Raw genomic sequence first — 17,662 nt, 5'->3', positions numbered from 1 at the left:
AATGACCCGATCCTGTGACCAGCCAAAAGATTGACCCGCATCAAGCAAGTCCGCTGTTCTGCGGTCTCCCGCGAAAAAAACCAATGATAAATTCCTGACCAACTGCTACGTTCTATTCAGTGGCGACAGAGTGTCGTATCCGCGTCATTTTTCTTTCACGCGGGCACTTTATGCTCATGGAATGGGTCATTTATTCAGACGTTTTTCAATACGGGTTGGGGGATTCAAAAATGGACGATTATCAAGAAGAACTGCTCGAGTACCAGGCTTTCGAACTCGACCCACTGGAGCCGGCGGAAGACGCTACCGAGTTGTAGGCATCAGGCGGATTGGCGATGGCTGCGGCGAAATTCGCCGGGTGTCTGCCCGTTCCAGCGTTTGAATGCGCGTTGAAACGCTTCGGCTGAGGCAAAACCCAGCAGGTAGGCGATCTCTCCGAACGCCAGTTCGGTGTCGCGTATGTAGGTCATGGCCAGGTCGCGACGGGTGTCGTTGAGAATCGCACGAAATTGTGTGCCTTCATCGGCGAGCTTGCGGCGCAAGGTCCAGGTGGGCAACTTCAGGCGTGCCGCCACCTCTTGGAGGTCAGGCTCCCGGCCACCACTGAGCAACGGTCCCAGCAGCGCGATGATGCGCTCACGCAGGCTGCGGGTGCGTGTCAGTTGTTCCAGTTCCCGCTCACACAGTTGCAGCAAATGCCTCCAGGTGCTCGGGCAATGCTCGGGGTTGCGCTGGGCGAGACTTACCAGGCTCAAGCGCAGTTGATTGCGCTCGCCGCCAAACTGAATCGGACAGTCACCTAAAACGTCATAGGCCGCGCGGTAACCGGGCTCTTCGAATTCGATCTCGATGCGTTCGGCACGCAGCGGGGCAGGGCTGACACTGGACAGTTGCTGCAACCAGCCGGCGATGATCGAATCCACCACGAAGCGGTTGTAGGCGTTATAGGGGCTGATCGAATAGAAACGCAGCCAGGCGCCCTGGGCGTCTTCGTGAAAGCTTGATTGACCCCGATAATTCGAACCATACAAGGCTTCGAACCGGATCAGGCAGCGCGCGGCTTCACGTACGGTCGGCGCCTGGGCGGCGGTGACCCCTGCGAGGCCGATCTGGCTCAGGCGACTGAGCTGACCCATGCGCAAGCCAAGGGCCGGGTTGTCGGTCAGTTGAATGGCGCTGTGGCCCAGGCGCATGTAGCGCGGTATCGACAGTCGGGCACCGGCTTCGCTCAGGCGTGCTGCATCGAGGCCGTATTGATCGAGCAGTGGCTGCGGATCGACGCCATGACTGCGCACGGCATCGGCCAGGCTATGAACAAAGCCCACCGACAGATCGCCGAGGCGCATCGGCTGCGGTTTCATGGCTTACAACCAGAGGTTCAGCAAACGCGCACCCTGGGCGTTGCCGTCGGCAAAGTGCTGGCCGTTACTGCTGAGAAAACTGTGCCCGGCGCTGCCCTGATCCCAGAACTGACCCCGCAGGAACACACTCATGCCAGCGACAGCCTGACTGGCCGGTATCTGGGTCGTGAGGGTCAGGCGCTGCCAGGCCTGGCCTTCACTGACTTCTCCAGGCTTCAAGTTGACTGATGCCGGCTCCGGCGAACCCCTGTAGCCGCGCCACGGTTGATCCCAAGTGCCACGGCCGGCCACAAAGGCTGGTACTGCAACCAGCTGTACGCTTTGGTCGTTGAGCTTGAGGTAGTTTTCCGGGTACCAGCTGTCGTGGCCGATCAATACGCCCAGCCTACCTGCAGGGGTATCAACGACGCTGAGCGAGTGCTCGCCGTTCGCCTTGATCCCGTTCTGTTCTGCGAAGAACGGGTGCATCTGGCGCTGGGGCTGGCCGATCGGCAGGCCTTCGCTGTTGAACACCACGCTGCTGTTGTACAGCGCGCCGCGGCCGATTTTCAAGGTGCCGTCGATGATGCTCGGTTCGGGCAGCACGATGGAGCCCGCCACCAGCGTCACGTGGAATTCCCTGGCCAGCCCTCCGAACAATGCCTGGTAGTCTCTGGCCATCGCCTTGGCTTTCATGCGCAGGTGGGCATCGTCCAGGCGGTTGCCACCCTCGGCGCTGATCAACGCCTTGGCGAACTTCAGGGGATTGCTCACCGCCAGCCAGTTCATGGCCTCCTTGAGGGTGCTGGCCTGATACAACTCATCCTTCTCGCCACTGACCATCAGCCATGTACCGACGTGTTCCGGCAACACCACGACGGTCTTGCCGTTCAACAAACCCTGGTCCCGGGCTGCTTGCAGATAGGCCGCGAGCTTGCGGTGCAAGCGCTCGGGGCTTTGATAGTCGGTAGGAAACAGTTCGGGCTGGACGCCCAACAGATTGCCACGGTCCGCAGGCGTGCCCTGGTCGACAGCCAGGTTGATCCGCAGGTCCGAAAGGTAATGACCCACCGGCCGGTCCGCGGCCCACATCGCGTAGGTCGTGAGGGCGGCGAGCAACGCCATGGAAAATGTCAGGTACAAAAGTTTGCGCATGGGGAAACAGTTTACAGCCTGGAGCCGGGCGTGGCTTTTCAATAGGAACTGAATCGAGCATAAAGGGAATCAAGGGCTTAGTGGGCAAATTTCAGCGTTGACGTTTTTTTCGCTAACGGCTGCCGTCCTGCGCCGAGATGCCACAACGAAGGACCGGGTTAAATGAGAGCTGATTTGACGGGGTGGGGATCGAGGAGGGGAACGCCGGTCAGCCATCATTTGGCTCGACCGGCCGGCAGGTTAGCGTTATTTGGTGACCAGCAGTTCCGGGCCGAGGTAGTCGTTGATCTGGTTGATATCGTCGTCACCCAGGCTGCCCACCGATGAGGCCAGGCGCAGGCGCGACATCAAATAGCGCACCTTGGCTTCGAACAGATCGTGGCGCGCAACGAAGAGCAGCTCTTCGGCATTGAGGACGTCCGAGTTGGTGCTGGTGCCGCCCTCTTTGAAGCCCTTGCGTGACGATGCCAGTGAGCGTTCGTTGGACTCCACTGCCTTCTCCAGCGCGCGAATACGTTTGGCGCCGCTCAGAATGCCTTGATACTCACGGGTGGTTTCGGTGATGACTTCCTGTCGCGCGGCGTCGAGTTCGTCCACGGCCTTATCGCTATTGGCACTGGCCTGGCGTGTCAACGCGCTGACGCCGCCACCGCTGTACAGTGGGATATTGACTTCCAGCCCGATCGAGCCGTAGTGGTTGCGTTGATTCAACTCGGAGAGTGACTGGCTCTCACCCGCGGTGTAGCCGGCAATGAAATCCAGTGTTGGCCAATGGCCGGCGCTGGCACGCTTCACTTCTTCTGCTGCGAGGTCGCTGCTATAACGGCGCGCATGAATCAGCGGGCTATCGGTCTGGGCTTTGACCAACCAGTCCTGCAGGCTGCTCGGTAGCAGCGGTGGTGTATCGAAGCTCGGGCGCAAGGTGGTCACTGACTCGGGGGTTTCACCGATATATTCCTCGAGCTTGCGGCGCGCGTTGATCAGGTTGTCCTGCGCTTCGATCAGCTCGGCTTCGGCGAGGTCGCGGCGAGCGGTCGACTCGTCGATGTCGGTGACGGTGCCGGCCCCCAGCTCCATGCGCCGCTTCGCCGAAGCGAGTTGCTCTTCGAAGGCGGTCAGCTTGGACTTGGCCAAGACGATGGTTTCGCTGGCCAGGAGCACATCGAAATAGCTTTCGGACAAGCGCACCGCGGCGTCCTGGGTCTTGGCATCGAACACCGCGTTGCTGTAGTCGGCACGCTGCTGACCCTGGCGGTATTCGGCCATCTTCTGTTTGTTGAACAGCGGTTGGCGCAGGCGCACGTTAGCGCCCTTTGAGTCGTAATGGAGATCTCTGTCGATGCCGCTCTGGCTTTGGGAGCCATTGACCTTGTTGTGGTAACCCGAGGCATTGATCTGCGGTAGCAGGCCGGCCTTGCCGATGGCGCGGTTTTCCTCGCCAGCCTCTTTTTCATGCACGGAGGCTTGGTAAATAGGGCCCTGGAACTGCAACAGATCCCAGGCTTGCTTGAGGTCCATGGCACCAGCCGGCAGGGACAGCCCCAGCAGGCAGAAGAGCAGGCAACGACGTTCCATCTCATTGTTCCTTGAATGAGCTGTCCACACGATCAAGCATTGGTTTTAGAAGATAGCTGATCATGTTGCGCTCGCCAGTCTTGATGGTGACGCTGGCGGGCATACCGGGGCGAATGTGGTTGCTGCCAAGCAGGCCCATGCCATCGGGTGTGACCTCCACCTGAGCCAGATAGAACGGTTGCTTGCTTTCCTCGTCCATCAGGCGGTCGGCGGAGATGGTCTTCACGCGGCCGGGGATGTTTGGCGTCCTGGCATGGTTGAAAGCCGGGAAGGAAATGTCCACGGGCAGGCCGGGGACCATCTTGTCGATAGCCTGCACGGGAATCATCGCGTCGACCTGCAACGGTTCGTTGAGCGGAACGATTTCCATGATCTTGAAGCCGGGCTGAATGATCCCGCCGACGGTGGCAATGCTCAGGCCCTGGACCATGCCATCGATCGGCGAACGAATCACCGTGTGGGTCACTTCATAGTCGAGCGAGCGCAAGCGGTCGGCCAGGGTGGTGTTTTCCTTGGCGGTTTCAGTCAGCTGCGATTCGACTTCCTTCAGGTAATCGTGCTGGCGCTGCAGGATGCGCAGCTTGATTTCGGTGGTCTGGCTACGTATGCGGGCGATGTTGTTGAGGTTCTCGGCCTGGCCGGCGGAGAGGTCGGCATTGCTGCGTTCCAGCTCAAGCAGGCGGTTGCGCGGCACATAGCCTTCGGCCGTCAACACGCGGGTGCCTTGCAGTTCCTGGTTGAGGAAGCTGATCTGCGAGGCGCGGGCGCTATAGACCTGCTGCAGGCCCTTGAGCTGCACTGCCGAGGCTGCCAGGTTTTCCTGCAGGATGCTGATTTCGCCAGCGAGTCCGGCGCGCCGGGTGTCCAGCAGGCGCTGTTGCAGGTCCATGGCGGCCTCCAGGCGGTGATCACCCTTGAAGCGCGTGAGCATCTCGGGATCGAAGTTCACCACATCGCGACCGTCACGTTCCGCTTCCAGGCGGTTCTCCACCGTCTTGCTGACGATGTACTGGGCGCTGACCGCACCCTCTTCGGCAACGGCACGCAACGAGTCGAGGCGGACCACCTCCTGGCCTTTTGTCACTAAATCGCCTTCGCGAACGAGAATGGCCTCCACGGTACCGCCGCTCAGATGCTGCACGGCTTTGCGATTGTTGGTGACTTTGACCGTGCCTGTCGCGACCACGCCGGCATCCAGCGGCGCCAGCCAGGACCACAGGAGGAAGCCGCCGAAGCCGGCGAGCACCAGCCACACGCCCCATCGCGCGGGTTTACCGACGTCCAGATCTACCATGCTCCGGGTATCGGCTTTGATCATCTCGGTGTGTTGGCTCATTTGCATGATCGGTCACTCCCGTGCTTTGACGGAGGCCAGAGGGGTCGACGCGCCTGCCGGCATCACACTGGCCTTGCGCAGCGCTGCGAATACTTCATCGCGCGTACCGAGCATCTGCACGCCGCCGTCGCGCAGCATCAGCACCTTATCGACGGCGCAGAGTACGTTGGGACGGTGGGAAATCAGAATGACGGTGGCGCCGCGGCCCTTGAGTTCGGCCAACGCATCGACCAAGGCCTTTTCGCCGACGTCGTCGAGGTTGGCGTTCGGCTCATCCAGCACGATCAGATTGGGCTCGCCATACAACGCGCGGGCCAAGGCGATGCGCTGCTTCTGGCCGCCGGAAAGCGGGCTGCCATCGGTGCTCAGGCGGGTGTCATAACCCTGCGGAAAACGCAGGATCATCTCGTGCACGCCAGTGATCTTGGCGGCGCGGATGACCGCTTCGCTGTCCACTTCGCCAAAGCGCGCAATATTGTCGGCGATGTTGCCTTCGAACAGCTCCACGTCCTGTGGCAGGTAGCCGAGCCAAGGGCCAAGTTCGCCCTTGTTCCAGGTAAATATGTCCGCGCCGTCCAGGCGTACCTTGCCAGCCTGCGCCGGCCAGACGCCAACCAGCAGGCGGGCGAGGGTGGATTTGCCCGAGGCGGATGGACCGATAATGCCAAGGCTTTCGCCGGGGACAAGGCTGAAGCCTACCCCGCGCAGAATCGTGTTGTTGGTACCGGGGGCACCGGCATACACATTCTCCACCGCCAGCATGCCCATCGGCCGCTGCAGCGACATGCTCGGTGGCCGGCGCGGATAGTCATGCAGCATCTCGTTGAGCCGGCCCCAGGCCGAACGGCAGCCGAGCAGTTGCTTCCACGACGCGATGACCTGTTCCACCGGGCCCAGTGCGCGGCCGGTGAGGATCGAGCAGGCGATCATCATCCCCGGGGTGATCTTGCCTTCGATCGCCAGCAGCGCGCCGGCGCCGAGGATCAGCGACTGCAAAGTGATGCGCACGAAGCGCCCGGTGCTGCTGATCAAGGCGGCGCGGTCGGAGGCCAGGGTCTGCATTTCCAGAATGCGTAAATGGCTTTGGAACCAGCGCTTGCTGATCGACGGCAGCATGCCCATGGCCTCGATGACCTCGGCATTGCGCAGGTTGTTGTTGGCGTACAGGGCGGAGGAGAGGGCGGCCTGATTGGCTTCGGACAGCGGCTTCTGCGTCGCCTTTTCAGTGAGATAAGCCAGGCCCATCAGAATCAGCGAGCCGATCAGCGTGAGCAGTCCGAGCAATGGGTGGATCAGATAGGCGACCAGCAGGTAGATCGGCGTCCACGGTGCATCGAAGAAAGCGAACAGGGAATTGCCGGTGACGAACTGACGAACCTGAGCGAGATCTTGCAGGGCCTGGGCCGGATTACCTCCGGCGCGGCTCAGGTTGCGCTCGAATGCAGCGGTGAAAATGCGCTGGTTGAGGTCCATGTCGAGGCAGTTGCCGACCCGGATCAGCACGCGGGTGCGGACCATTTCCAGCGTAGACATCAGCAAGAACAGACCTACCACCAGCACAGTCAACATCGCCAGCGTCGTGACGTTGCGACTGACCAGGGCTCGATCATAGACCTGCAGCATATAAACGGCCGGCGTCAACATCATGACGTTTATGACGCCGCTGAACGCTGCCAGCGAATAAAAACTGCGGCGCATGCGAAAGAGCGCGTCGGCCAGTTCGGAACGGATGCTCGACTGCTTGGGCATTTTTGTCCTCCCACTTCGAATAGCCGGTTGCCCTGGTGGCGCAACAGGTAACAGTAAATGTAGTCCCGTAAACAGCTTATGGACACGCAGGCTGGTCGCTCTATGGATGGCGAGTCTTCCGAAATCGCTGCGTTGCTCCCTTATGCAGCAGCGTAGGTGGCGGCGAAACAGTTCGAAATAACATTTTGCTCTATACCTGCACTCAACTTTCTATATGTCTTTTAAAAACAGCTAGTTGTGAGGCTCGGCACCAGTCGTCTGTTTTAACGACGTAATATTGACAAAAATTTGCTATGGAACTTTAGTCTTAGTTATCGGGTGGCCCGCCCGCCTGAAGCTTGCCATTGCTTTGGCAACGCAAGGCGCGGTGATTCTCCTGAGAGGAGCCGAATCATGTCGATCATTCCGTTCTTTTGCAGAGGGAAGGGGCTGTCCAGGACGTTCGCCTTCACTTCCAGATTCCATGGCCCGCCCAGGGCTCGAATCCGCTCTGCCTGATCGCCCGGCGAGCAATTCATTTCGCGAATTCCAGACGGGTATCCCGGGTCTCGGGTAACGCCAGAGCTCTCGCTAAAAAACATAACCAACACACTGCGCAAGCCAGCACTTGACTTGGCGCGGGAGGATTTTCTCGTCCCGTGCCTTTACCCAGACAGATCGAGGGCAATCCAAAATGGCCAACTTTAATCAATCCGATCTTGAGTTCGTTCTCCAGCAGATTTTCATCGCGGAAGCAAACTCGGCCGGCCAGTCGCTCGCCAGCCTGATACCGAGCCCGGAATTTGCTTTCGGTCTGCGTACGGTCGACGGGACCTTTAACAACCTGAGACTGGGTCAGAGCGAGTTCGGCGCAGCCGACAACTTTTTCCCGCGCTTGACCACTCCAGTCTTCCTCCCGGCTGAGGCGGGCACCTCTTACTCCCAGACCAGCGGCCTGGTGATCGACTCGCAGCCACGCACCATCAGCAACCTGATCGTCGACGATACCGCCAACAACCCGGCGGCGGTCGCGGCCACGTTCGATCCCGGTCTGGATGGCATCCTCGGCACGGTTGACGATGTCTTGAAGGACGGTGCGCAGGTCGTTACTGGAACCCGTACCGACGGCACGACGTTCCAGACCTTTTTCATGCCTAACGAGGCGCCGGACGCGGGCCTGTCCGCGCCGTTCAACTCGTGGATGACATTCTTCGGTCAGTTCTTCGACCACGGCCTCGACTTGGTGACCAAGGGCGGCAGCGGCACGGTGTTCATCCCGCTGCAGCCGGACGATCCGCTGTTCGTCCCGGGCAGCCCGACCAACTTCATGGTGTTGACGCGGGCCACCAACTTGCCCGGGCCCGATGGCATCCTCGGCACCGCCGACGACATCCACGACGCTTCAAACACTACCACGCCGTTCGTCGACCAGAACCAGACCTACAGCTCGCATCCCTCGCACCAGGTGTTCCTGCGCGCCTATGAATTCGATGCCGCCGGCAAGCCGGTGGCGACCGGCGAGCTGATCACCAATCGTGACCTGGGCGCCGATGGCCTGTTCGGCACTGCCGACGACGTTGAAATCGGCGGGATGGCCACCTGGAAAGTGGTGAAGGCGCAGGCGCGCGACATTCTTGGCATTGAGCTCGACGATCTCGACGTCCTCGATCTGCCGCTGTTGGCGACCGACCCCTACGGCAACTTCATTCGGGGGGCGAACGGCTTTGCGCAGATAGTGACCGCGACCGGCTTGGTCGAGGGCAATCCGCTGGCGCCGATCGACGCATCGCTGGCGATCCGCACCGGTCACCAGTTCCTCATCGACATCGCGCACAATGCCAGCCCGGTGGACAGCCAGACCGGTGCGCCACTGACGGCCGATGCCGACCTCGTTGCCGGCGGCCCGGTGGCCGCCGGCTTCTACGACAACGAGCTGCTCGACGCGCACTACATCGCCGGCGACGGCCGGGTCAACGAGAACATCGGCCTGACCACCGTCCACTCCATCTTCCACTCCGAGCACAACCGGCTGGTCCAGCAGACCAAGGACACGGTCCTCGCCTCAGCGGCCGCCGGCGACCTGACGTTCCTGAACCAGTGGCTGCTGACGCCCGTCACGTCTGTTCCTGCTGATCTGTCGACCTTGAACTGGAACGGTGAGCGCCTGTTCCAGGCGGCGAAATTCGGCACCGAGATGCAGTATCAGCACCTGGTGTTCGAAGAGTTCGCGCGCACCATTCAACCGCAGGTCGATGCCTTCCTTGACTTCGATGACACAGTCAATCCGTCGATCGTCGCCGAGTTCGCACACACGGTCTTTCGCTTCGGCCACTCGATGCTGACCGAGACCATTGACCGGCTGGACCCCAACTTCGTCTCCAGCGAGATCGGCCTGATTCAGGCCTTCCTCAACCCGCTGGCGTTTGCGACCAGCGGCCCGACGCCTGCGCAGGCGGCCGGCGCCATCGTCCGCGGCTTGACGCGCCAGGTCGGCAACGAGATCGATGAGTTCGTCACCGAAGCGGTGCGCAACAACTTGCTGGGCCTGCCGCTCGACCTGCCCGCCCTCAACATCGCGCGCGGCCGCGATACCGGCATCCCGTCCTTGAACGCGGCGCGCCGTGAATTCTACGCCGGCACCGGCGACAACCAGCTGAAGCCCTACACCAGCTGGGTCGATTTGGTGCAACACCTGAAGCACCCGGAATCGCTGATCAACTTCATCGCCGCCTACGGCACGCACGCCTCCATTACCAGCGCCACCACGCTCGACGCGAAACGCGCAGCGGCCACGCTCCTGGTGTTGGGCGGCGTTGGTGAGCCGGCGGATCGCCTGGACTTCCTCAACAGCACCGGCGTCTATGCCAACCTGGCAAATGGGGCAACCATTACCGGCGTTGATGCCATCGACTTCTGGATCGGCGGCCTGGCCGAGGAAAAAATGCCGTTCGGCGGCATGCTCGGCTCGACCTTCAACTTCGTCTTCGAGGACCAGCTCGAGAAGCTGCAGAACGGCGACCGGCTCTACTACCTGCACCGCACCCAGGGACTCAACTTCCTGAGCGAGCTCGAGAACAACTCGTTCGCCAAGATGGTGATGCTCAACACCGACGCGACCCATCTCCCGGGCCTCATCTTCTCGACCCCGACCTTTACTCTCGAGGTCGACCCCACCAGGCAGTTCAACCGGAGCGTGATTGCCGGTCCGGACGGCATACTGGGCACCGCCGACGACCTGCCCGGCAATGCCGATCCCACTGGCGGCATCATCATCAACGGCGTCGTGATCACGCCGCTGGTCATCCGCGACAACCCCAACACGGTCGGTCCCGATACCAACTACCTGCAGTACACCGGCGAAGACCATGTCGTGCTCGGCGGCACCGCCGGCAATGACATTCTCGTCTCTGGCGACGGCGACGACACGCTCTGGGGCGACGCCGGTAACGATCGCCTCGAAGGCGGCTACGGCAACGACGAGATCGAGGGTGGCGATGGCGATGACATCATCACCGACATGGGCGGCGACGACGTAATCCACGGTGAGGCCGGCAACGACGTCATCCACGGCGGCAACGGCACCAATATCATCCTCGGCGGTGACGGCAACGATTTCATCGTCACCGGCGAGGACTTTACGGAGGTCTTCGCCGGCGCTGGCAATGACTTCATGCTCGGCAGCCGGCTGAACGCACAAATGATGGGCGGCGATGGCGACGACTGGATCGAGGTCGGGACCCAGGACGGCGCCCCCGGCGACAATTTCACCGGTAACCTGCCACCGGCTTTGCTGGCAAAGTTGACCGACGGCAACGACGTCTTCAGCGGTGACGGCGGCTTCGATGAAATGATCGGTGAAGGCGGCGATGACATCTTCATCGGCAGTGAGGGCCCGGACAAGATGTTGGGCATGTCCGGTTTCGACTGGGCCACCTACAAGGATGATCATTACGGCGTGACTGTGGACATGAGCCGCATCGCCTTCGAGCAATCGGCCCTGTCGCCTTCAGTTGCAGGCGTGCATACCAAGTTCCCCGAGGTGGAAGGACTGTCGGGGTCGGCGTTCAGCGACATGCTGACCGGCGATGATGCCGACGCGCTCGCGATCGCCACTGCCGGTGTCCAAGGCAGCGTGCTCACCAATATTGACCTCGTCAACGGTCTGCGGGCGTTTCTTGGCGCGGCTGCAGCCGGCCCGGACGGTATCCTGGGCACGGCAGACGATCAGTTCGGCGCGGGCAACATCATCCTCGGCGGCGGTGGCAGCGACATCATCGAAGGCCGCGGCGGTGACGACCTGATCGACGGCGACATTTGGCTGAACGTGCGCATCAGCGTGCGCCAGAACCTTGACGGAACTGGGCCCGAGATTGCCACCTTCGACAGCATGGAGCCCATGATCCCGTTCATGCTCGATGGCACCTACAACCCCGGTCAGTTGGTCATCGTCCGCGAGATCCTGACGGCGGCCCCCGCCTTCGATACGGCCTTGTTCACTGGCAACCAGCTCGACTATACCGTCACCACTGTGGGCGGCGTGACCACCGTGGTCGACAGCGTCGTCGGTCGCGACGGCACCGACCGCCTGACCAATATCGAGCGGCTGCAGTTCAACGATCAGTCGCTCACCCTGCCTGGCGGGGTCGGGCTCAACAACGACCCGCTGGGCTTGCTGACCATACTCGATGCTGCCAGCAACACCCCGGACGCTACGCCGACCACGGGTCAGTTGCTGAGGGTGTCGGCTGCCGACGTGACCGATGCCGACAACGCCGGCGGTGCCATCACCGGACCGATCGCCTTCTACTGGCAGTTCGAAGCAGTCCCGGGTACGGGCGTCTTTCAGGACATCACCCGTATTGCGGACGGGGGCGCAGCATTGGCGCACATAACCGGGCCGACATTCAGGGTGACCCCGGATCTCGCCGGGCTGGAATTGCGCGTCAGGGCCGTCTATAAGGATGAAAATGGCGTGCTCGAGACGGTGTTCTCTGCTCCAACCGCAGCGGTCGTAGCCGGCGTTGCTCCGCCAGCGGCAGCCCCGCTGCCGGTCGAGACTCCGGTCGCCAGCACTGGTGTGCACTATATCCGGGCCGATCTGCAGTTCATTCTCGACCAGATTCTGATCTCGGAAAGGAATGCGGCCGGTGAGGATCTCCTCAGCATGCTGCCGAATGCACGGGTGCCTTTGGGCCTGCGCACGGTCGACGGGTCGTTCAACAACCTGGTGGCGGGTCAGAACGAGTTCGGCGCAGCCGACACGGTCTTCCCGCGACTGGTTCCGGCACAGTTCGATACGGCGGAGGCGGGCACCTCTTACGCCCAGACCAGCGGCCTGGTGACCGACTCGCAGCCTCGCACCATCAGCAATCTGGTCGCCGACAACACCGCCAACAACCCGGCAGCGATCGCGGCCACGTTCGATCCCGGTCCGGATGGCATCCTCGGCACGGTTGACGATGTCTTGAAGGACGGTGCGCAGGTCGTTACTGGAACCCGTACCGACGGCACGACGTTCCAGACCTTTTTCATGCCTAACGAGGCGCCGGACGCGGGCCTGTCCGCACCGTTCAATACCTGGATGACCTTCTTCGGTCAGTTCTTCGACCACGGCCTCGACCTGGTGACCAAGGGCGGCAGCGGCACGGTGTTCATCCCGCTGCAGCCGGACGATCCGCTGTTCGTTCCGGGCAGCCCGACCAACTTCATGGTGTTGACGCGCGCCACCAACCTGCCTGGGCCCGATGGCATCCTGGGCACCGCCGACGACATTCACGAGGCTGCAAACACCACCACGCCGTTCGTCGACCAGAACCAGACCTATACCTCGCATCCCTCGCACCAGGTGTTCCTGCGCGCCTACGAGTTCAATGCCGCCGGCGACCCGGTGGCGACCGGCAAGCTGATCACCAATCGTGACCTGGGCGCCGATGGCCTGTTCGGCACTGCCGACGACGTCGAAATCGGTGGGATGGCTACCTGGAAAGTGGTCAAGGCGCAAGCTCATGACCTGCTCGGGATCAACCTCACTGATGCCGACTTCGACAACGTGCCGCTGCTCGCCACCGACGCCTACGGCAATTTCATCAAGGGCCCGAACGGCTTCCCGATGGTCATGATGAGGGGCCCGGATGGTATTGCTGATACCGCCGATGATGTTCTCGTCGAGGGTAATCCTGCTGCGCCGATCAGCCTGGTCAATGCCGTGCGCACCGGCCACCAGTTCCTCATCGATGTCGCCCATAACGCCGTTCCGGTGGACAGCCAGACCGGTGCGCCACTGACGGCCGATGCGGACAATGTCGTTGGCGGTACGCCTGCGCCGGGCTTCTATGACAATGAACTGCTCGACGCGCACTACATCGCCGGCGACGGCCGGGTCAACGAGAACATTGGCCTGACCACCGTCCACTCCATCTTCCACTCGGAGCACAACCGTCTGGTCCAGCACACCAAGGATGTGGCCATCGCCTCCAACGATGTCAACTTCCTGAACCAGTGGCTGATGCCCGATGCCCAATTGTTGGTGTTGCCAACAACCGCGGCTGAGATCGCTGTCCTGCACTGGAACGGAGAGCGCCTGTTCCAGGCGGCGAAATTCGGTACCGAGATGCAGTACCAGCACCTGGTGTTCGAAGAGTTCGCGCGTACCATTCAGCCGAACATCGATCCCTTCCTTGGCGAACACCAAAATTATCAAACCGAGATCGACCCGGCGATCGTCGCCGAGTTCGCGCACGCGGTCTACCGCCTCGGCCACTCGATGCTGACCGAGACCATCGACCGGCTGGACCCCAACTTCGTCTCGAGCGATATCGGCCTGATTCAGGCATTCCTCAATCCGCTGGCGTTTGCGGCCAGCGGCCCGACGCCTGCGCAGGCGGCCGGTGCCATCGTCCGCGGCGTGACGCGCCAGGTCGGTAACGAGATCGATGAGTTCGTCACCGAAGCGGTGCGCAACAACTTGCTGGGCCTGCCGCTCGACCTGCCCGCCCTCAACATCGCGCGCGGCCGTGATACCGGGCTTCCGACCCTGAACGAGGCGCGTCGTGAGTTCTACACCGCTTCTGGCGACAGCAATCTGAAGCCCTACATCAGCTGGGCCGATTTGGTGCAACACCTGAAGCACCCGGAATCGCTGATCAACTTCATCGCCGCCTATGGCACGCACGCCTCCATTACCAGCGCCGCCACGCTCGACGGGAAGCGCGCCGCGGCCTCGCTCCTGGTGTTGGGCGGCGCCGGCGAGCCGGCGGACCGGCTGGACTTCCTCAATAGCACCGGCACCTGGGCGAGTGGCCCGACCGGCGTCACCATTACCGGTCTGGACAACATCGACCTCTGGATCGGCGGCCTCGCCGAGGAAAAAATGCCGTTTGGCGGCATGCTCGGCTCGACCTTCAACTTCGTGTTCGAGAACCAGATGGAGAAGCTGCAGAACGCCGACCGCTTCTACTACCTGGAACGCAACGCGGGGCTTAATTTCGTCACCGAGTTGGAGAACAACTCGTTCGCGAGACTGGTGATGGCCAACACCGATGCGACCCACCTCCCGGCCGTCATGTTCTTGACTCCGGCCTTTACCCTGGAGGTCGACCCGACCAGGCAGTTCAACGCGAGCGTGATTGCCGGGCCGGATGGCATACTGGTCGACAATCCATTGACGCCAGTCAATGAGGCCGCCGACAACCTGCCGGGCAATGCCGACCCTGTCGGCGGCATCCTCCTCACGCCGCTGGTCATTCGGGACAACCCTGCGACGGTCGGCCCTGATACCAACTACCTGCAGTACACCGGCGAAGACCATGTGGTGCTCGGTGGCTCGGCCGCCAATGACATTCTCGTCTCTGGCGACGGCGACGACACGCTCTATGGCGACGGTGGCAATGATCGCCTCGAGGGTGGCAACGGCAACGACTTCATGGTCGGGGGCGACGGCGACGACATCATCACGGACATGGGCGGCGACGACACCATTCATGGCGGCGACGGCAACGACGTTATCCACAGTGGCAACGGCCTGAATCTGAACCTCGGCGGCTCCGGCAAGGACTTCATCGTCACCGGTGAGGACTCCTCGGAGGTCTTCGGCGGCGCGGGCGACGACTTCATCATGGGCAGTGTCGCCGACGAACAACTGATGGGTAACGAAGGCGACGACTGGATCGAGAAGGGAACCGCCGATGGTGCTCCCGGCGATAATTTCGACCCGAACGGGCTCGACCTGATACGCGGTAACGACATCTTCATCGGCACCGGCGGGCCCGACAGATTCATGGCCGAAGGTGGCGACGACATCATGTTCGGCAACGGCGGCGCGGGGGACCGCTACCTGGGTGGCTCCGGTTACGACTGGGCCGGCTTCAAGGACGACCCGTTCGGCGTGTCCGTCGACCTGGGCCTCGCCGAAATCGCTCTCGCGCCGCCACTGCCGGAGTTGGCCGCAACCGTGGCTCGGTTCCAACTGGTGGAAGGTCTGACGGGATCGCACTTCAGCGACATCCTGCGTGGCGATGATGCCGATGCCACCGTGATCGCGGCTGCCGGTGCTCAGGGCAGCGTGCTCACCAACTTCGACCTGGTCAGCGGCCTGCGCTCGTTCGTCGGCACCGCAGCAGCCGGCCCGGACGGCATTGTGGGCACGGCAGACGATCAGTTCGGCGCCGGCAACATCGTCCTCGGCGGCGGCGGCAGCGACATCATCCAAGGCCGTGGTGGCGATGACCTGATCGACGGTGACAAGTGGCTCAACGTACGTATCAGCGTGCGGCAGAACATTGATGGCACAGGTCCGGAGATCGCAACGTTCGACAGCATGGTCCCGTTGGTGCCGCTCATGCTCAACGGCACTTACAACCCCGGCCAACTCGTCGCCGTCCGTGAGATCCTGACGGATGCGCCTGACCCCCTTAACCCTGGCCATTCCTTCGACACGGCCCTGTACACCGGCCTTCTGGCTGACTACACCGTCATCGAGAACGTCGACGGCACGACCACCGTGGCCGACAGCGTCGTCGGTCGGGACGGTACTGACAGGCTCAGCAATATCGAGCGGCTGCAGTTCGCCGATCAGTCGCTGGTCCTGGTGGCGGGCTTGAACGCCGAGCCGGTGGGCTTGCTGAGGATCAGCGATGGCACGCCGGCCGTTGGCCAAGTGTTGACGGTGTTGGCCGACACCGTCAGCGATGCGGACAATGTCGCTAGCGGAGGTGCGATCACCAGTCCCATCGCCTTCGTATGGCAGGTCGAAACAAACCCGGGCAGCGGTATCTTCGACGACATCGGTATTGCGCTCGGAGGCGGACTAGGAACCGCGACCGGTCCGACCTTCACGGTGACCGCGGCTGAGGAGGGACTGCTGATGCGCGTCAGGGCCGTCTATCAGGACGCCCACGGCGTGCTGGAAAGCGTGTTCTCGGCGCCGACCGCGCCAACTGCGCCGCTCGGCGGCAGCCCCGTCAACGTCCTGCCGGTTGGCACTGTGCTGATCAGCGATACGACCCCCACGTTAGGCACGGACTTGACCGCCACGGATGCGTTCACCGACGCCGACGGGACCACGACCTCGGTGATTACCCACCAGTGGCAGGTGGGGAGCGGTGCGGTCTTTGCCGACATCGCCGGTGCGACGGGCACGACCTTCACGCTCAGCCCGGCGCAGGTCGGTCAGCAACTGCGTGTCGTCGCGAGTTACACCGATGACCTCGGCACAGTTGAGCGAGTCACCTCTGCCGCAACGACAGTGGTCGGTAATCTGTTTGTCGGTACCGCGGGTGTCGACATATTCACCGGCACGGCAGGCGACGACGTGGCCAGTGGAGGTGATGGCAACGACATCCTGAACGGCTTGGGCGGCAACGACATCCTCAATGGTGACGCGGGTAACGACATTCTCATCGGGGGTGCGGGTGCCGACACGATGGCCGGCGGTGTGGGCGACGATATCTACGAAGTCACCGACCTTGGGGACGTGGTGACCGAGCTCGCCGGTGCCGGTAACGACACGGTCTGGACCTCGCTCGCGAGCTACACCCTGGGAGCCAACGTCGAAAATCTGTTTTTCGGCGGCAGCGGCAACTTCGCGGGCACCGGCAACGCGCTCGACAACACGCTCGTGGGCGGTGCGGGTAACGACGTCCTGATCGGTGGCGCAGGTGCCGACACGATGGCCGGCGGTGGCGGCAACGATGTCTACGAAGTCACCGAGCTTGGGGACGTGGTGAGCGAGCTCGCCGGTGGCGGCAGCGACACGGTCTGGACCTCGCTCGGGAGCTACGTCCTGGGTGCCAACGTCGAAAACCTGTTTTTCGGCGGCAGCGGCGACTTTGCGGGCACCGGCAACGCGCTCGACAACGTGATCGTGGGGGGGGCGGGTAATGACGTCCTCGTCGGTAACGCAGGTAACGACCTCATCATCGGTGGCGCAGGTGCCGACACGATGGCCGGCGGTGTCGGCAACGATATCTACGAAGCCACCGAGCTTGGGGACGTGGTGAGCGAGCTTGGCGGTGAGGGTATTGACACGGCC

The 17,662-nt window shown here is 62.2% G+C and carries 6 protein-coding genes; 1 reads left to right on the top strand and 5 read right to left on the bottom strand.

What is annotated here, in order from left to right:
- Nucleotides 1-320 precede the first annotated feature (320 nt).
- The 5 genes from AC1D19_RS28285 to AC1D19_RS28265 all read right to left on the bottom strand — a co-directional run bounded on the left by AC1D19_RS28285 (nt 321) and on the right by AC1D19_RS28265 (nt 7,155).
- A complete protein-coding gene (locus tag AC1D19_RS28285; RefSeq protein ID WP_477754734.1) occupies nt 321-1,361 on the bottom strand; it encodes an AraC family transcriptional regulator in 1,041 nt (346 codons plus the stop codon).
- Between the two features lie 3 nt (nt 1,362-1,364).
- On the bottom strand, nt 1,365-2,495 hold the full coding sequence (locus tag AC1D19_RS28280; RefSeq protein WP_477765328.1) for a nitrilase-related carbon-nitrogen hydrolase: 1,131 nt from the start codon (nt 2,493-2,495) through the stop codon (nt 1,365-1,367).
- Between the two features lie 246 nt (nt 2,496-2,741).
- Nucleotides 2,742-4,070 (bottom strand): TolC family outer membrane protein, encoded by a 1,329-nt coding sequence (locus tag AC1D19_RS28275; protein WP_477765327.1) that lies wholly within the window; start codon nt 4,068-4,070, stop codon nt 2,742-2,744.
- A gap of 1 nt (nt 4,071) precedes the next feature.
- The gene (locus AC1D19_RS28270) at nt 4,072-5,412 is read right to left on the bottom strand and encodes an HlyD family type I secretion periplasmic adaptor subunit (protein WP_477754737.1); all 1,341 of its coding nucleotides are present in this window, start codon (nt 5,410-5,412) and stop codon (nt 4,072-4,074) included.
- 6 nt (nt 5,413-5,418) lie between these two features.
- Nucleotides 5,419-7,155: a type I secretion system permease/ATPase gene (locus tag AC1D19_RS28265; RefSeq protein ID WP_477765326.1), complete on the bottom strand. Its 1,737-nt coding sequence runs from the start codon at nt 7,153-7,155 to the stop codon at nt 5,419-5,421.
- 673 nt (nt 7,156-7,828) lie between these two features.
- Between AC1D19_RS28265 and AC1D19_RS28260 the strand changes: the two genes are divergently transcribed.
- Nucleotides 7,829-17,662, top strand: a 9,834-nt coding sequence (locus AC1D19_RS28260) for a peroxidase family protein (protein ID WP_477765325.1), incomplete at its 3' end; no start/stop codon positions are given.

The sequence above is a fragment of the Pseudomonas sp. P1_C12 genome (assembly GCF_056406435.1).
The sequence above is the reverse complement of the archived record's forward strand: the minus strand, read 5'-3'. Positions and strand labels throughout refer to the sequence as shown.

Bases quoted from the DNA above. Each gene is read 5' to 3' on its own strand.
- AC1D19_RS28270 (WP_477754737.1), bottom strand. From the start codon at position 5,412: ATGCAAATGAGCCAACACACCGAGATGATCAAAGCCGATACCCGGAGC.
- AC1D19_RS28280 (WP_477765328.1), bottom strand. From the start codon at position 2,495: ATGCGCAAACTTTTGTACCTGACATTTTCCATGGCGTTGCTCGCCGCC.
- AC1D19_RS28285 (WP_477754734.1), bottom strand. From the start codon at position 1,361: ATGAAACCGCAGCCGATGCGCCTCGGCGATCTGTCGGTGGGCTTTGTT.
- AC1D19_RS28275 (WP_477765327.1), bottom strand. From the start codon at position 4,070: ATGGAACGTCGTTGCCTGCTCTTCTGCCTGCTGGGGCTGTCCCTGCCG.
- AC1D19_RS28265 (WP_477765326.1), bottom strand. From the start codon at position 7,155: ATGCCCAAGCAGTCGAGCATCCGTTCCGAACTGGCCGACGCGCTCTTT.